Below are 20,276 nucleotides of genomic sequence, written 5' to 3'. Positions count from 1 at the left end.
CGGTTGCCATGGAAGACACCCGCATCCGCGCCGCCGACGCCGATCGTGACCGCGTCGCCGCCACCGTCCAGACCGCCGGCTCCGAAGGCCGGCTCACCCTCGAAGAGGTCGAAGAGCGCCTCACCCGCGTCTACGCCGCGAAGTTCACCGACGAGCTGGCCGCGCTCACCACCGACCTGCCGCGGCCCGCGCCGGCGCCGCCCGGCTTCCCGCTCACCCGCGCCGCGCTGCGGCGGCACCCCGCGCTGCGCCTGCACCTCGCCGTCGTGGTGGCGATCGCCGTGCTGGTGGTCGTCCGGTGGGCGGTGCTGGGCGCCGGGTTCTTCTGGCCCGCGTTCCCGATGTTCTGGCTGGCGGTCAGTCTCTTCGTTCATGCCCGGGTGCGCTCGGTCCGGGAGCGCCCCGGCACCGCTGTGCCATACTGAAGCCATGCGGCACCACGCAGAGCGATTTTTCTACGGGACCCGGACTCCGGCTCCCGTGATCGCGTAGTGCCCGAACCGCCATCACGCCAGCCCCGGAGTCCACGGACCCGGGGCTGTCGCCGTCCCAGGGGCCGGGTCCGGGCCCCGAGGGAGAGGTCCCGATGAACGCACAAGCGACGAACGCCGACGGCCAGCCCGCCGAGCACACGCCCGCCGGGGACGACATCGCGTCGCTCCGGGAGGAGATCGACTGGCTGGACAAGGAGATCCTGCGGCTGGTGAAGCGCCGGGTCGAGGTGTCCAAGACGATCGGGGCCGCGCGGATGGCCGCCGGCGGGACGCGGATCGTCTACAACCGCGAGATGGACGTGCTCGCGCGCTACCGCGAGCTGGGTCCGGAAGGCCGTCAGCTCGCCATGGCGCTGCTGGAGCTGGGCCGGGGCAAGCTCGGCCGGTAACGGTTGCCCGAATTCCGGGTCTTCCCGGAGGCACCGGCGGCCCGGGAGCGGGCAGACTGTGGTCATGGACTGGCTCGTGAACCTCATCGCCGTCATCGTCGCGCTCGCGAGCGTGCTGGCCGCGCTGGGCCATGTGGGGTATCTGGCGTTGCTGAACAACGCGGCGGGTAAGCGGGCCGGCGGCGCGCCGGTCGCGCAGTACGTCCGCAGCCGCTGGGCCGTTGCCGGCGGTACCACCGCCGCGTCGCTGTTCGCGTGGTTGCTCACGGCCGGGGGACCGACGCTCGACATCGTGGCGATCCTCGTCGCTGCCGGTAGCGGTGTGGTGGCGACGAAGGCGCTGCAGTCCACGCGCGACCGTTACCGCACGGGAGGCTGAATTTCCTGAGCTGGGCCGATGGCGCTGGGTGAAACTGCGCAGCGTGACCCTCCCCCGATCGGTCGCGCCCGACCGAGTGAAACCTGTGCAACTTGCAGGTTTGGGCGGGACTTTCTACGCCGGATGCTCCTAGGGTTGACGCCGTGAGGACCCTTGCGTTCGGGTCGGGCGGAGCCCGGAGGACGCGCGGGGGCACTGGCCCCGCGCGCCCAGTCTCGCATGCGCGTGCATCTGCGCAGGATTCCGAACGCGAACCCGCGCGTGAGGATGCTCCGATCGGGTTCTGTTGCCCCCCAACGGCATCAGAGACGAGCCGCCGGGTGGTCGAACCGACATGACCCACGGCACGGAGTTCCACGGACGCGGCGGCGCGCCCGCGCATCCCGGGCGGCACCGGCTCGGCGGCACGGAGAGCTGGACGCCCCCGCTGCCCCCGAACCGCGCGGGGCGGCGCCACGCGGCCGGCCACGCGCCGGTCGACCCGCCCGTGTCCGGGTCGCTCCCCCTCGCGCAGCCCAGGTCGGGCGGGGCTCCCCTGCCACCGTCGTACTCGAGGTCCGGGACCCTTCCCCGGCCGGCACCGGGGTCGTTGCCCTACGCGCAGCCGGGCTCCGGGGCGTTCCCCCGGCAGGCGGCGGAGTCCCTCCGCGACGAGCAAGCAGGCACGATCCCGGGCTCGTTCCCTTACGTGCAGCCGGGCGCCCTGCCTCAGCAGGTGTCCGGTTCCCTGCCGGTGTCCGGAGCACTGCCCTTCGAGCAGCCGGTGTCCGGCACGCTGCCCCAGCCGTCGCTGCCGCAGCCGCGCGACCGGCGGCCCGCGCCCCCGCTCTTCCCCGCTTCGCACGGCGACCTCCCCCTCGACGACGAAACCGAGCCGGTCGCCGAGTCCCGCGCCGACCAGGCCGCGCGGCGCACCCGTGTCTCGCTGGCCTCGCCGCAGCCGCGCCGCGCCGACACCGAAGACGACGACGTCCTCATCTACGCCGCGCCGCCGATCGATGGGCTCGGCGGCTTCACCATCGGCTCGGTGCCCGCGTCCGTGACCCCGCCCAAGACGTGGAAGAAGGCGGCCTGGTTCGCCACCGGCGCGTCCGGTGCCGTGGTCGTCGGGCTGCTGTTCGCCGGGTCGTACATGGTCGGGAAGCCGCCGGTGGACCAGGCCGTGCAGGGCGCGTGGCCGGGCTACCAGGGCGCGCCCACCGTCATCGACCCCACCGGCGAGGCCGGCCCGACGTCCCGGCAGGGCGGCTCCGCGCCGGGCCCGGAGACCTCCACCCGGCCGGACCAGCCGGCCGGGACGACCAGCGGCGGTGGCGCCGGGCCCGTCGACGGCACCGTCCCGCCGCCCGCCGACGACAGCAGCGCCGCGCCGGGGACCACCGGCACCGCGACGCCGAGCGCGCGGCCGCAGAAGCCCCCGGTCACGCCCGCCCAGCGCGAAACCCCGGTCAAGTCGCCGTGGTACTACTCCTTCCCGCCGGACGCCCAGACCATGGGCGACAACTCGGAGAAGTTCTTCAACACCGTCACCACCGACCCCGCCGCGGCGGCCGCGGTGACCACCGGCGAGCTGCACGACCAGGGCCCGCAGGCCCTCGCCGACCGCTACGCCGGCATCGCCTACTTCGAGGTCCGCAAGATCAGCATCGACCAGCAGCGCGGCGTCACGGTGAACACCGTCGAGATCACCCACACCGACGGCTCCAAGACGATCGAGGAGCGCACGCTGACGTTCGGGGACGGCGACAAGATCGCGGCTGACGGCCAGTAACCGGCCCTGCACGTGCGGTCCGCCCGTTCCGATGCACGTGCGGTGCGCCGAACGGTTCCCCCTGGTCCGGGTGGGTGACATATGCTGCCGCTCGTCGTATCGCGACGGCATTCCGGCGACAGAGCCTGGTGGTGCCCGTCCGCACAGGGTTACCTGACGACAGCGGATCCGGAACCGGCCACGAGTCGGCCGACCGGACCAACGGAAACCCGGCCGAACGGCCGAGTGACCGTCCCCGGAACCCCAGAGCGAGGACATTCGTGCTTGATCGGCAGCGCACACGGCGTGAGGTACCCAACGCCGTCCGCGTCGAGGACGTGATCCCGGCCGAGATACTCGACGGCGTCGGCGACGCCGACCGCGACTATCTCGAGCAGGTCTTCCGCGATCCGCAGAAGTTCCTGCCGCCGCGCCCGGAACCCGTCCGCGAGCCGGAGCGGGCCGAGGACGACGGCGATCCCGAGAGCCGGTTCGTCCGCCGTGCCAAGCTGGCCGGGCTCGTCGCCGCCGGGGCGCTCGTCGCCGGCGCGGTGGTCGCCGCGCCGATGCTGACCAGCGCGCACCGCGCGGTTTCCGAAGGCGGCCAGTCCACGCCCGCCGGCTTCAGCGGCGCCGCGGAGCTCGGCGGCCTCGCCGTCCCGCAGCACCAGGCCGGCGGCGGCGCGCCCGAGCAGCCCAGCGCCCCCGCGCCGGGCACGCACTCCGGTGGCGGCCCCTCGGCGTCGGAGTCGACCGGCGGGAGCCCGCACACCGAAGCCGCGCCCGCCACCGCCCAGGCGGTGCCGGACACGGCCGCCGACGCGCGCAGCGCCGCCCGGAAGATCCAGGCCGTCAAGGACTTCTACGCCGCCATCGCGAAGGACTCGACGGGCGCGCTGGCGCTGCTGAGCCCGACGCTGGCCGACGGCGCGGCCGGCGAGCTGGTCCGCACCTGGAGCTCGATGGACGCCATCGACGTCCAGGAGGCCGACACGCAGATCAAGCCGGACGGCTCGATCCTCGCGGTCGCGACCCTGCACCGGCCCGACGGCGCCCTCGTCCGCGTGACCCAGCTGTTCCGGGTGGCCGACACCGGCGGGCTGATCACCGAAGCCGAGCTCGTCTCGGCCCAGTACATGTAGCCCTCGGCGATCACCCCTTCACCCGTGGTTCAAGTGCCCGTACCGGATTCGTGTGCGCAGAGTGAGCGCCTAGCCTTGTCACGGGCCGGTCTCAGTGAAGCCGGCACACAGCCCACGACATGTGCATACGCTCCAGCGAAGCGGCGTGCGCGTGGCCGCGTCACCAGGAACCGATCCTCACGCCCTGGTGAAGTCGGAGCCCAAAGGGAGGTCGCGTGAGCGACGAGGGTCGTCTGGTCGCCGGTCGGTACCGCATCGTCGGCCGGATCGGCACGGGCGCGATGGGGGCCGTCTGGCAGGCGCACGACGAGGTCCTGGGCCGCACGGTCGCCATCAAGCAGCTGCTCCTGCAGCCGCACCTGGACGAGCACGACGCCGAGGACGCGCGCCAGCGGACGATGCGCGAAGGCCGGATCGCCGCCCGCCTGCACCACCCGAACGCGATCTCCGTGTTCGACGTCGTCACCGACGACAGCGGGCAGCCTTGCCTGATCATGGAGTACCTCAACTCCACCAGCCTGGCCGCCGTGCTGCAGGAACGCCGCACGCTGCCGCCGACCGAGGTGGCGCGCATCGGCGCCCAGGTCGCCGCGGCGCTGCGCGAGGCGCACGCGGTCGGCATCGTGCACCGCGACATCAAGCCGGGCAACATCCTGCTCGCCCCCAACGGCACCGTGAAGATCACCGACTTCGGCATCTCGCGCGCCAAGGACGACGTCACGGTCACCAAGACCGGGATGATCGCCGGCACCCCCGCCTACCTGGCCCCCGAGGTCGCCATCGGCGGCGATCCCGGGCCGGAGTCCGACGTCTTCTCGCTCGGCTCGACGCTCTACGCGGCCTGCGAGGGCCAGCCGCCGTTCGGGCTGTCGGAGAACACGCTGAGCCTGCTGCACGCGGTCGCGGCCGGGCAGATCATCCCGCCGCGCCAGTCCGGGCCGCTCGCGAGCGTCCTGGCCGTGCTGCTGCACCCGGACGTCCAGCACCGGCCGACCGCCGAGGAGTGCGAGGAGCTGCTGGCGGCCGTCGCCCGTGGCGAGACGCCGCTCGGCGGCCCGGCGGACGAGACGATGATGGCGCCGGCCGCGGGCGTGCTCGGCGCGGCCGCCGTCGCCGACCCGAACGCCACCCAGATGTTCGACGAGGTCCCGGCGGGTCACTCCGGCAGCCTGCTCGACGGCGGGCAGGCGCCGACGCAGGCCGTGCCGTACTACGACGAGGACGACTACCCCGAGGGCACCGGCTACCCCGAGGACGACTACGACGGGTACGACCGCTACCCCGACGAGCGCCAGCAGTACGTCGGCGGCGTCCCGCCGGGCCTGGCCGCGACACGCGCGGTGCCGGTGCCGCCGCACGAGCAGGGCCCGTACGCGGACGACTCGTACGACGACTACGAGGACGAGCCGGCCCCGCCGCCCCCGCCGCGGCGCCCGCAGGCCAGCCCGGTCGATGACGACGACGAGAAGCCCGGCGCCTGGAAGCGCCCGGCGATCATCGGCGGTGTCGTGGTCGTGGGCCTGGTCGCCATGGTCGTCTGGCTGCTGAGCCCGAACAACCCGGAAGCGCCCGCGGCGCCGGTGTCGAGCAGCAAGCCCGCGCCGGTCGCGACGTCGGAGTCGCTGCCGTCGACGACGGAGGAGCCGACCACCACGGTGGATCTGACGTCCCCGTCGGAAACCACCTCGTCGAGGCGAACGACCACGCAGCGGCAGACGGAGCCAGAGAAGACCACGACCCCGCGGACGACACCGAAGACGACGACACCGGACGAAACAACGCCAACATCGGCGCCGTCGAGCCCAGCGTCGACAACGACGACGCCGCCGGCTGGATGATCGAGGATTTCGCTTGAGTTCTGAAGGAACCATCGTCGGCGGCCGGTTCCGGCTGGACCAGCCGATCGGCCGTGGCCGCGCGGGCATCGTGTGGCTGGCGTTCGACACGCGGCTGTTCCGCACCGTCGCGATGAAGCGGATGTACCTCCCGGTCGGCGCCGGCGACCGCGCCGAACAGGCGCGCGCGGGTGCCATGCAGGAGGGCAAGGACGCGGCCCGGATCGAGCACCCCAGCGCGATCAAGGTGTTCGACGTCCTGCCCGACGGCCAGGACGTCTGGCTGGTGATGGAGTACATCCCGTCGCGCAGCATGGCGACATTCCTCGCCGAGCACGGCCGGCTCACCCCCGACCAGGCCGCCCACCTGGGCATCCAGCTCGGCAACGCGCTCACCGCGATCCACGCGGCCGGGTTCGTGCACCGCACGCTCGAGCCGGGCACGGTGCTGCTGGCCGACGACGGCGGCGTCAAGCTCACCGACATCGGCATCAGCGGCGGCGGGCCGCACGCGGCGTACGTGGCGCCCGAGGTCGCGCGCGGGCTGCCGCCGACGCCGGCCGCCGACGTCTTCTCGCTCGGCGCGACGCTGTACACGTCCGTGGAGGGCGTGCCGCCGTTCGGGGAGGACGGGCAGTCGTCCGAGCGGCCGGCGCAGAACGCGGGCGTCCTGACCGCCGCGTTGCGCAAGATGCTGCGCGCGGACCCGACGACGCGGCCGACGATGGCCGACACCGTCCGTTCGCTGAGCGCGATCACCGAGGGCCGCGAGACGGCGTTCATCCCGCCGACCAACCCCGGGATCCCGCCGCCCCCGCCCCCGCCGTTCAACCCGGGGCTGGCGCCCGCGGCGCCGCCGATGCCGCCGTCGGGACCGCAGTTCCAGCAGCAGATCCCGGTCGCCGCGCCCGGCTACTCCCCGGCGGAGGCGACCCAGCGGATGCAGCCGGTCCCGCAGCCGACGCAGTACGCGCCGCCGCCCGCGCCGGGACCGCGGCCGCCGGCCCAGGCGTGGAACCTGCCGGTGTCGAAGAAGACGCTGATCACCGTGGCCGCGATCCTCGCCGCGGTGCTGATCGGCATCCTCGTCTCGGAGCTGTTCTTCGTCTAAGCCACCTTGACGGTCGCCGCGCGCATGGCTTCCAGGAACGTCCGGACGGCGGGCTGCCCCCACGCGCGGGACGCGACCGCGGCGTGGATCGCGCGGACCGGCTCCGGGTTGCGGATGCGGCGGACGACCACGCCGGGGTGCTGGGCGCCGAGCCCCAGCTCCGGGATGAGCCCGACGCCGATGCCGGCGGCGACGAAGCCCTGCGCAGTCTGGTAGTCCTCGGACTCGACCACGACGTTCGGCGCGAACCCGGCGGACGCGCAGGCGCTGTCGAGGATGTCGCGGCAGATGCCGGGCAGGCCGTCGACGCCGACCCACGGCTCCTCGGCGAACTCCGTCAGGTCGAGCACGCGCTTGCGGGCCAGCGGGTGGGTCTTCGGCAGCACCGCGCGGTAGGGGTCGTCGAGCAGGTGCACCAGCTCGACCCCCTTGCCGGGCGGCTTCTTGCGCGGGAAGACGGTGATCGCGACGTCGGCGTCGCCCGCTTCGACGTCGGCCATCGGGTCGTCCGGCTCGACCAGCTTGAGGTCGAGGCGGACGCCGGGGTGCTCGCGGCGGACCGCGGCGATGGCGGGCGGGACGAGTGACGCGCCGGCCGTCGCGAAGTAGCGGATGGCGACACGGCCGGTGCGGCCCTCCTTGAGCTCGGTCAGCGCCGCCTCGGCCTTCGCGAGCTCGGTGCTCAGCTTCTCGGCGTGCTCGGACAGCAGCGAGCCCGCCGGAGTCGCCCGGACGCCGCGGCCGACGCGTTCGAGCAGTTCGGTGCCGGCCTCGCGTTCCAGGGCCGACAGCTGCTGGCTGATCGCGGACGGCGTGTAGCCGAGGTTGCGGGCCGCGGCGGTGATCGACCCGCTGGTGATGACGGCGCGGAGGACCTGCATGCGGCGGACGTCGAGCATACTCCCGATCGTACAGCTGAGCTTAAGCGTCCCTGCAGTTATTTTCGCTTGTCCTTACGTCTCGGCGGCGCGAAGCTGGCGCTTGATCGGAGAAGGAGGACTGGGGTGGGCGAGACGAAGACCCTGCTGCGGATCGGCGCGCTGGCGTTGATGTGGGGGTCGAGCTTCTTCTGGATCAAGCTGGGACTGGGGATGTTCTCGCCGGTGCAGCTGGTGCTGGCGCGGCTCGTGCTCGGCGCGGCGATGCTGCTGGTGCTGTGCCGGCTGCAGCGCGCTCGCCTGCCGCGCGACCGGCGGATGTGGGGTCACCTGGCCGTCGCGGCGTTCTTCCACAACGCGCTGCCGTTCCTGCTGTTCGCGATCGGCGAGACGACGGTCGACTCGGGCATCACCGGGGTGCTCAACTCGACGACGCCGCTGTGGGTGCTGCTGGCGGCGCCGCTGATGGGGACGTCGTCGCGGATGACGGGGACGCGGCTGGCGGGCCTGCTGGTCGGCCTCGGCGGGATCCTCCTGATCTTCGCTCCGTGGCAGGCGTCGGGGCTGCTCAGCTGGGGCGCGCTGGCGTGCCTCGCGGCGGCGGCGAGCTACGGCTTCGCGTTCGTCTACGAGGGCAAGTACCTGTCGGATGCGACGTCCTCGCCGTACGCGGTCGCGGCCGGGCAGATGCTGCTGGCCAGCGGGATGCTGGTGCTGGCGCTGCCGGTGGGCGGCTTGACGCCGGTGCACGTCTCCACCGGGCCGCTGCTGGCCGTGCTCGTGCTGGGCCTCGGGTCGACGGGGATCGCGTTCGCGCTGAACTACCAGCTGCTGGCGAGCGAAGGCGCGGTGGCGGCTTCGGTGGTCGGGTACCTGCTGCCGGTGGTTTCGGTGCTGCTGGGCGCGGTGTTCCTGGCCGAGCAGCTGAACGCGCGGGTGATCGCCGGGATGGTGGTCGTCCTCGGCGGGGTCGCGCTGACCCGCCTCCAGAAGCCGGAGCGAGGGGCTTCGGACGTGTCCGGTGACCAAGCGGATGGGCTTGGTGACGACACCGCCGGGCGGACGCCCCGGCCTCTCGCTCCTCTGGCGGACTAGACGAGACGGCGGTCGGAAGCCCAGCGGGAGAGCTCGTAGCGGTTCGAGAGCTGGGTCTTCCGCAGGACGCTCGACACGTGCGTCTCGACCGTCTTGACGGAGATGAACAGCTCCGACGCGATTTCCTTGTACGCGTACCCCCGCGCCAGCAGCCGCAGGACGTCGCGCTCCCGGGGCGTCAGCAGGTCCAGCTCGGGGTCGTTGATCGGCGCCGAACCGGGGCGGTCGGCGAACGCGTCCAGCACGAACCCCGCGAGCCGCGGCGAGAACACCGCGTCGCCGTCGGCCACGCGGACCACCGCGCGGACCAGCTCCTTCGACGAGATCGTCTTCGTCACGTAGCCGCGGGCGCCCGCGCGGATGACCGCGATGACGTCCTCCGCCGCGTCGGACACCGACAGCGCCAGGAACACCACGTCCGGCAGCTCCGGGCGGACCCGGCGCAGGACCTCGGCGCCGCCGCCGTCGGGCATGTGGACGTCGAGCAGCACCACCTGGGGCTTGGTCCGGGCGATCCCGGCCACCGCCTCCGCGACCGAGCCGGCCTCGCCGACCACGCGGACCTCGTCGGTGATCGAGTCGAGCTCGGTGCGGACCCCCGCGCGGAACAGCGCGTGGTCGTCGACGAGGAACACCTTCACCGGTTCGCGCTGGGTGTCAGTCACGAGTTCGAGCATAGCCGCCTCACGCTGCCCCCTTGCCCGCTTTCACCGGCATGGCGAGCTGCACTTCGGTGCCCTCCCCCGGCGCGGTGCGCACCTTGCACGTGCCGCCGTGGCGGGTCATCCGGCCGCGGATCGAGTCGGCGAGGCCGTGGCGGTCGTCCGGGACGAGGTCGGGGTCGAAACCCTTGCCGCGGTCGCGGACGAACACCGTCACCGCCGTCGGCTCGACCTCGGCGAAGACGCTGACCTCCTCGACGCCCGCGTGCTTCGCGGCGTTGACGATCGCCTCGCGCGCGGCCTGGACCAGCGCCACCAGCGAGTCGTCCAGCTCGGCGTCGCCGACGACCACCTGGCCGACGGAGATCGCGAAGGTGTCCTCGACCTCGCCGCACGCCGTCGCGAGGGCTTCGGACAGCTGGCCGCTCGCTTCTTCGGCGCTCTCGACGGGCTTGCCGTAGCCGTTCGGGCCGTAGAGCCAGCCGCGCAGCTCGCGTTCCTGGCTGCGCGCCAGCCGGGCGACCTCGCGGGGCTGCTCGCTCTGCTTCTGGATCAGGGCCAGCGTCTGCAGGACGGAGTCGTGCAGATGAGCGGCGATCTCGGCGCGTTCGTCGGTGCGGATGCGGGCCCTGCGCTCGTCGGACAGGTCGCGGACCAGCCGCAGCCAGAACGGGATGGTCAGCACGGCGACCCCGATCAGCGTCGCGAGGACGGCGATCAGGGCGAACTGGACCTGGTCGAGCGTGCCGCTGCGCAGGACGACGACGGTGATGCCGGTGATGACCAGCGCGACGCCGGCGACGATCCGGATCGCGGCCGACCAGCCACCCCCGCCGAGGAAAGCGCCCGCGAAGCCGTCCTTGGCCCCGACCCGCCAGCGGCGGCGCTGCGACTCGTCGGCCTCCCGCCAGACGACCGCGAGACCGATCATGGCGACGGCGAGCGGCACGGCGACCCAGCCGCTGATGAACCCGGTGAGCGTCCCGCTGGCGACGGCGAGGCCGACCCCCAGCGCGATCAGGCCGAACGCCTGCTGGCGTTCCTTCGACGTCGGCGCCTTCGCGGTTTCCTCGGTCTGCTGCTGGACGAACACCCAGAGGAGGCCGTAGGCGAGCAGGCCGGCCCCGTTGAGGGCGGCGAGCAGCGCGAAGGCGGTCCGCACCCAGACGACGGGGACCCCGAGGTGATCGGCGAGCCCACCGGCAACCCCGGCGATCGCCCGCCCGGACCGGCGCCGGAACATCTTGGGCTTGTCCGGGACGGTCACCTGGTCGGTGGCGACGTGGTCGAGGGCTTCTTGCACGTCGTCCATGGTCACACGCGAGAGCGTGGGCTTCCATCGGGGAAGCCCCTGATCCGTTCCCGGAGCTCGAGCCCCTCTCCGGGAAACCTCAGGGACCATCCCGGATGTTTGCCGACCACGGATCGCGCATGCTCTTCGGTATGAGTGGTGCGAGTGAGACACGGGCACCGAAGCCGAGTCCGTTGAACGGCTTCGAGGAGACCGTGAAGGACTTCTGGGTCAGCCGGCCGCGGCGGCCGCATGCCGGGCGGAAGGTCGCCGGTGTTGCCGCGGCCATCGGGTACCGGTACGGGATCGATCCCGTCGTCGTGCGGGTTGCCCTGGTGGTCGCCACGATCTTCGGTGGCTTCGGAGTCCCCTTCTACCTGCTGGGGTGGCTGTTCCTGCCCGGCGAAAGCGACGAGGTTTCCGGCTTCGAGAGCCTGATCGGGCGCGGCCGGTCGTCGGTGTCGCCCGCCTTCGCCGTCGTTCTCTGCGTGCTCACCGTCGTCAGCGTCGGGGGCGCCTTCAGCGGCTCGTGGTTCGACGGTGGGGCCCTCATCTCCTTCGCGCTCATCGCCATCGCGCTCTACCTGCTGCACCGCAACCGCGGCCAGGAGAACCGGCCCGCACCGGTCGTCCCGCGGACTCGAGCCTTCACCGGGAACGGAGCCTTCACCATGACCGACACGGCCACGGCCGCCCCCGAGGCGAAGCCGGGCTGGGACCCGCTCGCCGCGGACCCGGCCGGCTGGGACCTGCCCGACCCGCCGTCGACGCAGCCGCCGCCTCCGCCCGCGCCGCCGATGCACCACCATGACCGCCGGCCTGAGCGGCGCCGCAACTCCAAAGTCGGTTCGGCGACCTTCGCGCTCGCCGTGCTGACCGCCGGTGGTGGCGTGCTGGCGAACCTCAACGGCGCGAGCTGGTTCTCCGCGCAGCACGTCATCGGCCTGGTGCTCGGTGTCGTCGGGATCGGCCTGGTCACCGGCGCGTTCGCCCGGGGCGGCCGCGGCCTGATCGGCCTCGCCGTGCCGCTGGCGATCGCCGGGATGGTGCTGACGACCGTGCCGTTCGAGAACTTCGACTTCCGCGGCGGGGCGGGCGATCTCCGGGAGACCCCGCACGCCGTGACCGACCTGAAGCCGCTCTACCAGCACGCCGCCGGCAACATCGACCTCGACCTGACCGAGCTGCCCGCCGGCTCGCCGATCACCACCAACGTGATCAACGGCGCCGGCGACACCACTGTCATCGTGCCGGACACCGCGGACGTCACCTACGACTGCCGCACCGGGGCCGGCAGCGCGGAGTGCTTCACCCGCGAGACCGACGGCATCAGCCAGGACGCGCTGACCGGCGTCGACTACGGCACCGACGGCCCGGGCGGCCAGCAGATCACCCTGCACGTCAAGAACAGCGTGGGCAACGTGGAGGTGCGCCGTGGCTGACCAGAACCCCTACGCCTACGACAACCCGACGGAAACCCAGCCGCCCGCGAAGCGCGGCGTGGACGTCTTCACCCTGATCGTCGGGATCGCGACCCTGCTGATCTCCGCCTACGTCCTCTCGGACGGCGCGAGCTGGCTGCCCCAGTTCGACTTCCGGTGGGTGATCGCCGGCGGCGCGGTGCTCGTGGGGCTGCTGCTCCTCGGCGCGTCGTTCGGCAGCAAACGCCGTCGCTAGCACCGAAAACTCTCGAGGCCCCGGATCCCACGCCGGGGCCTCGAGTCCGGTCCAGGAGTGGACTCACTCCCACTCGATGGTGCCCGGCGGCTTGGACGTCACGTCCAGTACCACCCGGTTGACCTCCGCGACCTCGTTGGTGATGCGCGTGGAAATCCGCTCGAGGACGTCGTAGGGCAGGCGCGTCCAGTCCGCGGTCATCGCGTCCTCCGACGACACCGGCCGCAGCACCACCGGGTGCCCGTAGGTCCGGCCGTCGCCCTGGACGCCGACGCTGCGGACGTCCGCCAGCAGCACCACCGGGCACTGCCAGATGCTGCGGTCCAGCCCGGCCGCCGTCAGCTCCTCGCGGGCGATCAGGTCGGCGGCGCGCAAGGTGTCGAGGCGCTCCTGGTCGACCGCGCCGATGATGCGGATGCCCAGGCCGGGGCCGGGGAACGGCTGGCGCTGCACGATCGTCTCGGGCAGGCCCAGCTCCAGGCCGACGCGGCGGACCTCGTCCTTGAACAGCAGCCGCAGCGGCTCGACCAGCTCGAACTCGAGGTCGTCCGGCAGGCCGCCGACGTTGTGGTGGCTCTTGATGTTGGCCGTGCCCTCGCCGCCGCCGGACTCGACGACGTCCGGGTACAAGGTGCCCTGGACCAGGAACTTGTAGTCGCCCTGGGCCTTGAGGTCGCGCTCGGCCTGCTCGAAGACGCGGATGAACTCGCGGCCGATGATCTTGCGCTTCTGCTCCGGGTCGGTGACACCGGCGAGCGCGTCGAGGAAGCGCTCGCGCGCGTCCACGGTCACCAGGTTGACGCCGGTCGCGGCGACGAAGTCGCGCTCGACCTGGGTGCGCTCCCCCGCCCGCAGCAGGCCGTGGTCGACGAACACGCAGGTCAGCCGGTCGCCGATGGCGCGCTGGACCAACGCGGCCGCGACCGCCGAGTCGACGCCGCCGGACAGGCCGCAGATCGCGCGGCCGTCGCCGATCTGGTCGCTGATCCGCTGGACCTGCTCCTCGACGATCGACGACGTCGTCCACTGCGGCTTGATGCCGGCGATGTCGTGCAGGAACCGGCGCAGCACCTCCTGGCCGTGCGGCGAGTGCGCGACCTCCGGGTGGTACTGGACGCCGGCGAAGCGCCGCTCGACGTCCTCGAAGCCGGCGACCTCGGCGCCGTCGGAGGACGCGGTGACGACCGAGCCTTCCGGGGCCTTGGTGACGCTGTCGTTGTGGCTCATCCACGCGGGCTGGTGCGCGGGCAGGCCGGCGTGCAGGACGCCGCCGTCGCCGGTGACCCGGACCTCGGTGCGGCCGAACTCGCGCACGCCGGTCGGCTCGACGACGCCGCCGAGCGCGCTGGCCAGCAGCTGGTGGCCGTAGCAGATGCCGAACATCGGCACGCCCGCTTCGGTGAGCTTCGGATCCATGCCCGGCGCGCCTTCGGCGTACACGCTCGACGGGCCGCCGGACAGGATGATGGCCGCGGGGTTCTTCGCGAGGATCTCTTCGGTCGACGCGCTGTGCGGGACGACCTCGGAGTAGATCTGCGCCTCGCGGACGCGCCGGGCGATCAGCTGCGCGTACTGCGCCCCGAAGTCCACGACGAGAACCGGACCGGTGGGGTTGGGCACCTGGCGACCTCCTGGCGAGAAGCGGGATTCCCCTCCATCGTCCCAGGTGGGCCCGGTCACCCGGGATTCAGGGCCGTCCCTGTCCGCGATCGGGCCTACGGTGCCCGGTATGGCTGTGAACTGGACCAAGGAACTGACCGACCAGCTCGACTTCCACTGGAACATCCACACGCGACCGAAGCTCGAGGGCCTCACCGACGACGAGTACTTCTGGGAGCCCGTGCCGGACTGCTGGACCGTGCGGCCGCGCAAGTCGGACGACGAGCCCGGCACGGGCCCGTTCACCATCGACTTCGCCTTCCCCGAGCCCACTCCGCCGCCGGTCACGACGATCGCGTGGCGGCTCAACCACATCCTCGTCGGTGTCCTCGGCATGCGGTCGGCGTCGCACTTCGACGGCCCGCCGATGACCTACGACGACTACCCGTACCCGGGGACGGCCGCCGAGGCGATTTCGCTGCTCGACGAGTACTACGCCCGATGGGTCGAAGGGGTGAAGTCGCTCGACGAAGAGGCGCTGGCGCGGCCGTGCGGCCCGGCGGAGGGGCCATACGCGGAGTACCCGATGGCGACGCTGGTGCTGCACATCCACCGCGAGATGATCCACCACTGCGCCGAAGTCCTGCTGCTGCGCGATCTCTACCGCAACCGGTGATCTGTAACGCGGAGTCATCATCGGCCCGATTCACCGGATATCGAGGACAGCTCCGAGGGGGACCCGCGCATGCTCTACCGACTCCGTCCGACCGGCGTCGTGACCTGGTGTGACGTGCCGGGGTACGTGGTCACCCGCGCCGACGACCAGCCGCCGCCCGACTGGGAGCGGCTGTCGTGGGTGCCCGCCGAGACGCGCGCGTTCAGCAACGACCTCCTGCGCATCGCCGTCCGGTACGGCGCGCGCTCGGGCAGCGGGATCGTCCTCGACGCCCGGCACACCGAGGACCTGGGCAAGGCCGACGAGCTGCGGTGCGACCGGATCGCCGCCGCGGAACAGCGCGGCGGCGTCGACGACGGGGACTGGGAACGCACCGAAGAAGCGGCCCGTCAGGCCGAAGCGGATCTCGCCGCCCTCCTCGCGGTGCCGCCGCAGCCGCACCTGGTCGCGCACTGGTGCCGGCTCGGCGGCCGCTACCCGGACTGACCGGTGCGCGGGAGGAGCAGGAAGCCCAGCGCCAGGCCCAGCAGCAGCGGCAGGCCGTGGTTGTCGTGGACGACCGTGTCGACCACGGCCAGCACCGGCGCGGCGAACGCCAGCACCCGGAACTGGACCGGCAGCACCACGCCGTAGCGGCGCGAAGCCGCCATCACCACCGCCGCCAGGCCGCCGATCAGGCCCACCACGCACATCGAGTTGCCCGCCCCGACCGGGTTGAGCCACAGGTAGCTCATGACCTGGCCGAACAGGCCGCAGCCGAAGTACAGGACGAGCCAGCGGGCGCGGCCGAACACGCGCTCGGCGAGCGTGCCGAACACCGCCAGCCAGACCAGGTTCGACGTCAGGCCGAACGCCCAGCCGTCCTGGAAGAACATGCCCGTCACCAGGCGGTACCACTCGCCGGCGTCGATGCGGGCCGCGTCGCGGTGCATCGCGTCGTACAGCGGCGGGTGCGCCAGCTGCGCGATCCCGCACGCGAGCGTCACCGCGAAGACCACGGCCGTCAGGTACGGGCGGCGGCTCACCGGGGCGAGCGCCGCGAACGGGTTGCGGGATGCGGTGCGCGTGGTCATGGCCGAAAATCTAGGCGCGCCACCGCCGTCGCACCCCCGACGTTTGTCACGAACCTCCACGGGAAGGCCACCAGCATGCGAGCGACAGTCATCTACGGCGCCGGCGACATCCGGGTCGAGACGGTCCCGGACCCGAAGCTGGCCGAGCCGACCGACGTGGTCCTGCGCGTCGTGCGGTCCTGCATCTGCGGCAGCGACCTCTGGCCGTACGCCGACATGCCGCCGCGCGAGCACGGGCGCCGGATCGGGCACGAGTTCCTCGGGATCGTCGAGGAGACCGGCGCCGACGTCACCACGCTGAAGAAGGGCGATCTCGCCATCGCCCCCTTCGTCTGGTCCGACAACACCTGCGAGTTCTGCCGGGAAGGCCTGCAGACGTCGTGCCTGCACGGCGGCGGCTGGGGCGCGAAGGGCGTCGACGGCGGCCAGGGCGAGGCCGTGCGCGTCCCGCAGGCCGACGGCACGCTGGTCAAGGTCCCGCCCACCGAGGACGACGACCTGCTCGCGTCCCTGCTGACGCTCTCGGACGTCTTCTCCACCGGCCACCACGCGGCGGTGAAGGCCCGGGTCACCGAGGGCCAGAACGTCACCGTGATCGGCGACGGCGCTGTCGGGCTCTCCGCCGTCCTCGCGGCGAAGCGGCTCGGCGCCGACCGGATCATCCTGATGGGCCGGCACCGGGCCCGCACCGACCTCGGCCGCGAGTTCGGCGCGACCGACGTCGTCGCCGAGCGCGGCGAAGAGGGTGTCGAGAAGGTGCGCGAGCTGACGAACGGCCGCGGCACGCACGCCGTCCTCGAGTGCGTCGGCACGCTGGGCGCGTTCGAGATGGGCGTCGGGGCCGTGCGCGCGGGCGGCGCGGTCAGCCGGGTCGGGCTGCCGCAGTACGAGGACGCTCCCGCCGGCGTGGGCGTGTTCCGCCGCAACGTCACGATCACCGGCGGCGTCGCTCCCGCGCGGCACTACATCCCCGAGCTGCTGCCCGACGTCCTCGACGGCAAGTACCAGCCGGGCCGCGTCTTCGACCGGACGATCGACGTCGAGGGCGTGCCGGACGGCTACCGCGCGATGGCGGACCGCGAAGCGCTGAAGGTGCTCATCAAGCCTTGACCCGTCCGGGTGGGGATGTTCTTTCGAGGGTTTCCACCCGGATTACGTTGGTGGGCATGGACATGATCACCCCCGAGCCGCGCCCCGCCTGGATCGCCGGCCGCCCGGAGCCGGGCGCCACCACCCTCGTCGTGCACCACCCGTACGACGGCAGCGAGGTCGCCACGGTCGCCGTCCCGGGGCCGGAGCAGGTCGAACGCGCGGTCACCGCCGCCGTGTCGGTCGCGAAGGAGCTGCGCGGCACCCCCGCGCACGTCCGCGCCGGCGCGCTCGAGCACGTGTCCCGCGTGCTCGCCGCCCGCGCCGAGGAGATCGCCGAGGTCATCACCGCCGAGAACGGCAAGCCGCTCAAGTGGGCCGAGGCCGAGGTGAAGCGCGCGGTGTCGGTGTTCCGCATCGCCGCCGAGGAGGCCCGCCGGTTCAGCGGCGACGTCCAGCGCCTCGACACCGACCCGGCGGGCGAGGCGCGGCTGGCGCTCACTCGCCGCGTCCCGCGCGGGCCCGTGCTCGGCATCGCGCCGTTCAACTTCCCGCTCAACCTGGTGGCGCACAAGGTCGCGCCGGCGCTGGCGATCGGCGCGCCGATCATCGTCAAGCCCGCGCCGCGGACGCCGTTGTCGTCGCTGATCCTCGGCGAGATCCTGGCCGAGACGGACCTGCCGGAAGGCGCGTTTTCCGTGCTGCCGCTCGGAAACGAGGAGACGCAGAAGCTCGTCGCCGACCCGCGGCTGCCCGTCGTCTCGTTCACCGGCTCCGGCCCGGTCGGCTGGTCGCTGAAGGACGCGGCGCCGCGCAAGCACGTCGTGCTGGAGCTCGGCGGCAACGCGGCGGCCGTCGTCCTGCGCGACTGGCCCGACCCCGAGGGCGCCGCGCACCGCATCGCCACCTTCGGCAACTACCAGGCCGGGCAGTCGTGCATCGCCGTGCAGCGCGTGATCGTGGACGCCGCCGTCGCGGACGAGTTCGTGCCCGCGCTGGTGGAGGCCGTCGAGGCACAGCGAACCGGCGACCCGTACGACCGCAACACCGACGTCGGCCCGGTGGTCGACGAAGCCGCGGCCGAGCGGATCGTCGCGTGGATCGACGAGGCCGTCGCGGCGGGCGCGAAGGTGCTCACCGGCGGCACGCGCGACGGCGCGACCGTCGCCCCGACCCTGCTCACCGACGTTCCGCCAAGCACCAAGGCGTGGGCCGAGGAGATCTTCGGGCCGGTGCTCGCGGTGTCCGTTGTGGACGGTGTGGACGCGGCCTTCCGGTCGGTCAACGAGTCCGCGTACGGCCTGCAGGCCGGCGTCTTCACCACCGACGTCCAGCTCGCGTTCCACGCGTCGGCCGAGCTGGAGGTGGGCGGGGTGATCATCGGCGACGTCCCGTCCTACCGCGCCGACCAGATGCCCTACGGCGGCGTGAAGGGCTCCGGCGTCGGCCGCGAAGGCGTCCTCGCGGCGATGCACGACCTGACCGAGGAGCGCGTCACGGTCTTCACCGGCATCGACCTTTAGGCGACCACGCCCTGCCCGAACCGGAAGACGTTGAAGGGGTCGTACTTCTTCGCGACGTCTCCCAGCCGCTTGGCGTTGTCGCCGTAGTAGGCGGCTCGCCAGTCGGGCAGGGCGGGGTCGATGTAGTTGACGTACCCGCCGCCCGCGCCGGCCGCCGCGAGGCCCGCGACGACGTCGCCCACCGAGTCCGCCACCTTCGCCCGGGTCTTCCCCGTCGCCGGCGCGTAGATCTGGACGCTCGCCAGCGCGTCGCGGTGCCAGAACGCCGTCGCGTCCTTCGCCGGCTCGGCGACCTTGCCGCCGAGGCCGTCGATGAGCAGGTCCATGCCCGCGCGGCCGTCGGCGAGGGCGACGACCTTCGCCGGGTCGACCGGGCTGGTGATGATCCGCGACGACGCGACGAACGACTGCCGGGCCGAGCTGCCGGAGAAGTAGTTCATCGCGCCGAGGTAGTCGAGGGCCTTCACCGTGCGCTGGGTCGGCCGCGCGCCGGCGTTGGCGGTGAGGTTGTTGAGCAGGGTGTTGAGCCCGGCGGGCGCGCCGACGTAGCAGCCGCCGACGCGGCACTGCACCGGCGAGCCACCGGAGATCACGATGTTCGCCCACAGCTCGGGCGGCATCGCGGCGATCCACTGCTGCCACGCGCCGAGCACGCCGGTCGCGGACCCGGCCGGGAAGTGCAGCGAGAACACCGTCAGGTTCGGCGCGGGATCGGTGTCGAAGGTGAACTCGGTGACGATGCCGAAGTTGCCGCCGCCCCCGCCGCGCAGCGCCCAGAAGAGGTCGGGCTCGGAGCTCGCGGACGCCGTCACCAGCTTGCCGTCGGCGGTGACGACCTGGGCGGAGCTCAGGTGGTCGCAGGTCAGGCCGTACTTGCGGGACAGCACGCCGATGCCGCCGCCGAGGGTCAGCCCGGCGACCCCGACCGTCGGGCAGGAGCCGGCGGGCAGCGCGCGCCCGGCCCGCGCGAGGCCGGCGTAGACGTCCTTCAGCTTCGCGCCGGCGCCGATCACGGCCTGGGTGCCCTGGACGTCCACTTTGTTCATCGCGGAGACGTCGATGACCAGGCCGCTCTCGGGGACGGAGTAGCCGGCGTAGCTGTGGCCGCCGCTGCGCGCGGCGAGCGTGAGGCGCCCGGCGGCGGCCTGGACGCAGGTCTGCACGTCCTTGGCGTTCGCCGCCGTCGCCACGGCGACCGGGTTGTTGCCGTCGAAGAGCGGGTTGAAGGCGCGCTTGGCGGTGTCGTAGCCGTCGGAGCCCGGGCGCAGGAGGGTGCCGGTCAGCTTGCCGCGCAGGTCGTCCCAGTTCGGCGGGCCGGTGGGCAGCCGCGTGGCGGGCGGCCCGGACGTCGTCGGGGCGGCGGGCGCGCTCGACGCGACCGGCGCCGAGGGCGTGCCCGGCCCGCAGGCGGCGGCGACGGCACCGGCCGCCGAGACACCGGTGATCCGGAGGAACGCCCTGCGGTTCACGCTGTCCACATCGGACTCCTCGCTGCCGGGGACGCTCAGTTTACTGATCCGGCCGGAAGTAGGCCGCCCGACGAACGGCACGCAACCGTTGCTGCGAACTCTTCGGCCGTGACTGTGGTCGGATCAGTAAACAGGGGCGCAGTG

General features: G+C 72.7%; 20 protein-coding genes. 14 read left to right on the top strand and 6 right to left on the bottom strand.

Annotated elements, in window-relative coordinates:
• Positions 1-8: 8 nt before the first annotated feature.
• From ABFJ78_RS29120 to ABFJ78_RS29090, 7 genes are all read left to right on the top strand, one after another.
• The gene (locus tag ABFJ78_RS29120) at positions 9-425 is read left to right on the top strand and encodes a DUF1707 SHOCT-like domain-containing protein (RefSeq protein WP_372672367.1); all 417 of its coding nucleotides are present in this window, start codon (positions 9-11) and stop codon (positions 423-425) included.
• Between the two features lie 161 nt (positions 426-586).
• A complete protein-coding gene (locus tag ABFJ78_RS29115) occupies positions 587-883 on the top strand; it encodes a chorismate mutase (protein ID WP_372672366.1) in 297 nt (98 codons plus the stop codon).
• Positions 884-947: 64 nt separating this feature from the next.
• A complete protein-coding gene (locus ABFJ78_RS29110) occupies positions 948-1,262 on the top strand; it encodes a hypothetical protein (RefSeq protein WP_364462394.1) in 315 nt (104 codons plus the stop codon).
• A 334-nt stretch (positions 1,263-1,596) separates the two neighbouring features.
• Positions 1,597-3,033 (top strand): hypothetical protein, encoded by a 1,437-nt coding sequence (locus tag ABFJ78_RS29105; protein ID WP_436389768.1) that lies wholly within the window; start codon positions 1,597-1,599, stop codon positions 3,031-3,033.
• 260 nt (positions 3,034-3,293) lie between these two features.
• Positions 3,294-4,154 carry a hypothetical protein gene (locus ABFJ78_RS29100; RefSeq protein WP_436389767.1) on the top strand — a complete coding sequence of 287 codons (861 nt, stop codon included), beginning with the start codon at positions 3,294-3,296 and terminating at the stop codon, positions 4,152-4,154.
• 215 nt (positions 4,155-4,369) lie between these two features.
• Positions 4,370-5,992, top strand: coding sequence for a serine/threonine-protein kinase (locus ABFJ78_RS29095; protein ID WP_436389766.1), 1,623 nt, complete (start codon positions 4,370-4,372; stop codon positions 5,990-5,992).
• A 13-nt stretch (positions 5,993-6,005) separates the two neighbouring features.
• The gene (locus ABFJ78_RS29090; RefSeq protein WP_436389765.1) at positions 6,006-7,100 is read left to right on the top strand and encodes a serine/threonine-protein kinase; all 1,095 of its coding nucleotides are present in this window, start codon (positions 6,006-6,008) and stop codon (positions 7,098-7,100) included.
• Here the strand turns inward: ABFJ78_RS29090 and ABFJ78_RS29085 are convergent.
• A complete protein-coding gene (locus ABFJ78_RS29085) occupies positions 7,097-7,999 on the bottom strand; it encodes a LysR family transcriptional regulator (protein WP_372672360.1) in 903 nt (300 codons plus the stop codon). The genes ABFJ78_RS29090 and ABFJ78_RS29085 overlap by 4 nt on opposite strands.
• 105 nt (positions 8,000-8,104) lie before the next feature.
• Between ABFJ78_RS29085 and ABFJ78_RS29080 the strand changes: the two genes are divergently transcribed.
• A complete protein-coding gene (locus ABFJ78_RS29080) occupies positions 8,105-9,073 on the top strand; it encodes a DMT family transporter (RefSeq protein WP_436389764.1) in 969 nt (322 codons plus the stop codon).
• On the opposite strand, the gene ABFJ78_RS29075 is transcribed toward ABFJ78_RS29080, so the two are convergent.
• A complete protein-coding gene (locus ABFJ78_RS29075; RefSeq protein ID WP_372672358.1) occupies positions 9,070-9,750 on the bottom strand; it encodes a response regulator in 681 nt (226 codons plus the stop codon). The two genes, ABFJ78_RS29080 and ABFJ78_RS29075, sit on opposite strands and share 4 nt — an antisense overlap.
• A gap of 7 nt (positions 9,751-9,757) precedes the next feature.
• A complete protein-coding gene (locus ABFJ78_RS29070) occupies positions 9,758-11,053 on the bottom strand; it encodes an ATP-binding protein (RefSeq protein ID WP_436389763.1) in 1,296 nt (431 codons plus the stop codon).
• Positions 11,054-11,178: 125 nt separating this feature from the next.
• Here ABFJ78_RS29070 and ABFJ78_RS29065 point away from each other — a divergent pair, with 125 nt between their 5' ends.
• Positions 11,179-12,468, top strand: a complete 1,290-nt coding sequence (locus ABFJ78_RS29065) for a PspC domain-containing protein (protein ID WP_436389762.1) — start codon at positions 11,179-11,181, stop codon at positions 12,466-12,468.
• Positions 12,461-12,703 (top strand): hypothetical protein, encoded by a 243-nt coding sequence (locus tag ABFJ78_RS29060; RefSeq protein ID WP_436389761.1) that lies wholly within the window; start codon positions 12,461-12,463, stop codon positions 12,701-12,703. Before ABFJ78_RS29065 ends, ABFJ78_RS29060 begins: the two co-directional genes overlap by 8 nt.
• A 63-nt stretch (positions 12,704-12,766) precedes the next feature.
• On the opposite strand, the gene guaA is transcribed toward ABFJ78_RS29060, so the two are convergent.
• Entirely contained in the window at positions 12,767-14,323 is a 1,557-nt protein-coding gene (gene guaA, locus ABFJ78_RS29055; RefSeq protein ID WP_436389760.1) for a glutamine-hydrolyzing GMP synthase, read from the bottom strand.
• 109 nt (positions 14,324-14,432) lie between these two features.
• On the opposite strand from guaA, the gene ABFJ78_RS29050 reads away from it, so the two are divergent.
• Positions 14,433-14,978, top strand: coding sequence for a DinB family protein (locus ABFJ78_RS29050; protein WP_436389759.1), 546 nt, complete (start codon positions 14,433-14,435; stop codon positions 14,976-14,978).
• Between the two features lie 69 nt (positions 14,979-15,047).
• Complete coding sequence (locus ABFJ78_RS29045; protein WP_436389758.1) at positions 15,048-15,464, top strand: hypothetical protein; 417 nt, start codon at positions 15,048-15,050, stop codon at positions 15,462-15,464.
• Here ABFJ78_RS29045 and ABFJ78_RS29040 read toward each other — a convergent pair.
• Complete coding sequence (locus ABFJ78_RS29040) at positions 15,452-16,051, bottom strand: rhomboid family intramembrane serine protease (RefSeq protein WP_436389757.1); 600 nt, start codon at positions 16,049-16,051, stop codon at positions 15,452-15,454. The genes ABFJ78_RS29045 and ABFJ78_RS29040 overlap by 13 nt on opposite strands.
• A gap of 75 nt (positions 16,052-16,126) precedes the next feature.
• On the opposite strand from ABFJ78_RS29040, the gene ABFJ78_RS29035 reads away from it, so the two are divergent.
• A complete protein-coding gene (locus ABFJ78_RS29035) occupies positions 16,127-17,161 on the top strand; it encodes a zinc-dependent alcohol dehydrogenase family protein (protein WP_436389756.1) in 1,035 nt (344 codons plus the stop codon).
• A 56-nt stretch (positions 17,162-17,217) separates the two neighbouring features.
• Positions 17,218-18,663: an aldehyde dehydrogenase family protein gene (locus ABFJ78_RS29030; RefSeq protein WP_436389755.1), complete on the top strand. Its 1,446-nt coding sequence runs from the start codon at positions 17,218-17,220 to the stop codon at positions 18,661-18,663.
• On the opposite strand, the gene ABFJ78_RS29025 is transcribed toward ABFJ78_RS29030, so the two are convergent.
• Entirely contained in the window at positions 18,660-20,141 is a 1,482-nt protein-coding gene (locus tag ABFJ78_RS29025; RefSeq protein ID WP_436389754.1) for an FAD-binding oxidoreductase, read from the bottom strand. The genes ABFJ78_RS29030 and ABFJ78_RS29025 overlap by 4 nt on opposite strands.
• Positions 20,142-20,276 lie beyond the last annotated feature (135 nt).

It is taken from the genome of Amycolatopsis sp. MEPSY49 (assembly GCF_051337345.1).
Classification (GTDB): domain Bacteria; phylum Actinomycetota; class Actinomycetes; order Mycobacteriales; family Pseudonocardiaceae; genus Amycolatopsis.
This window is presented reverse-complemented; position numbering and strand designations above follow the sequence as displayed.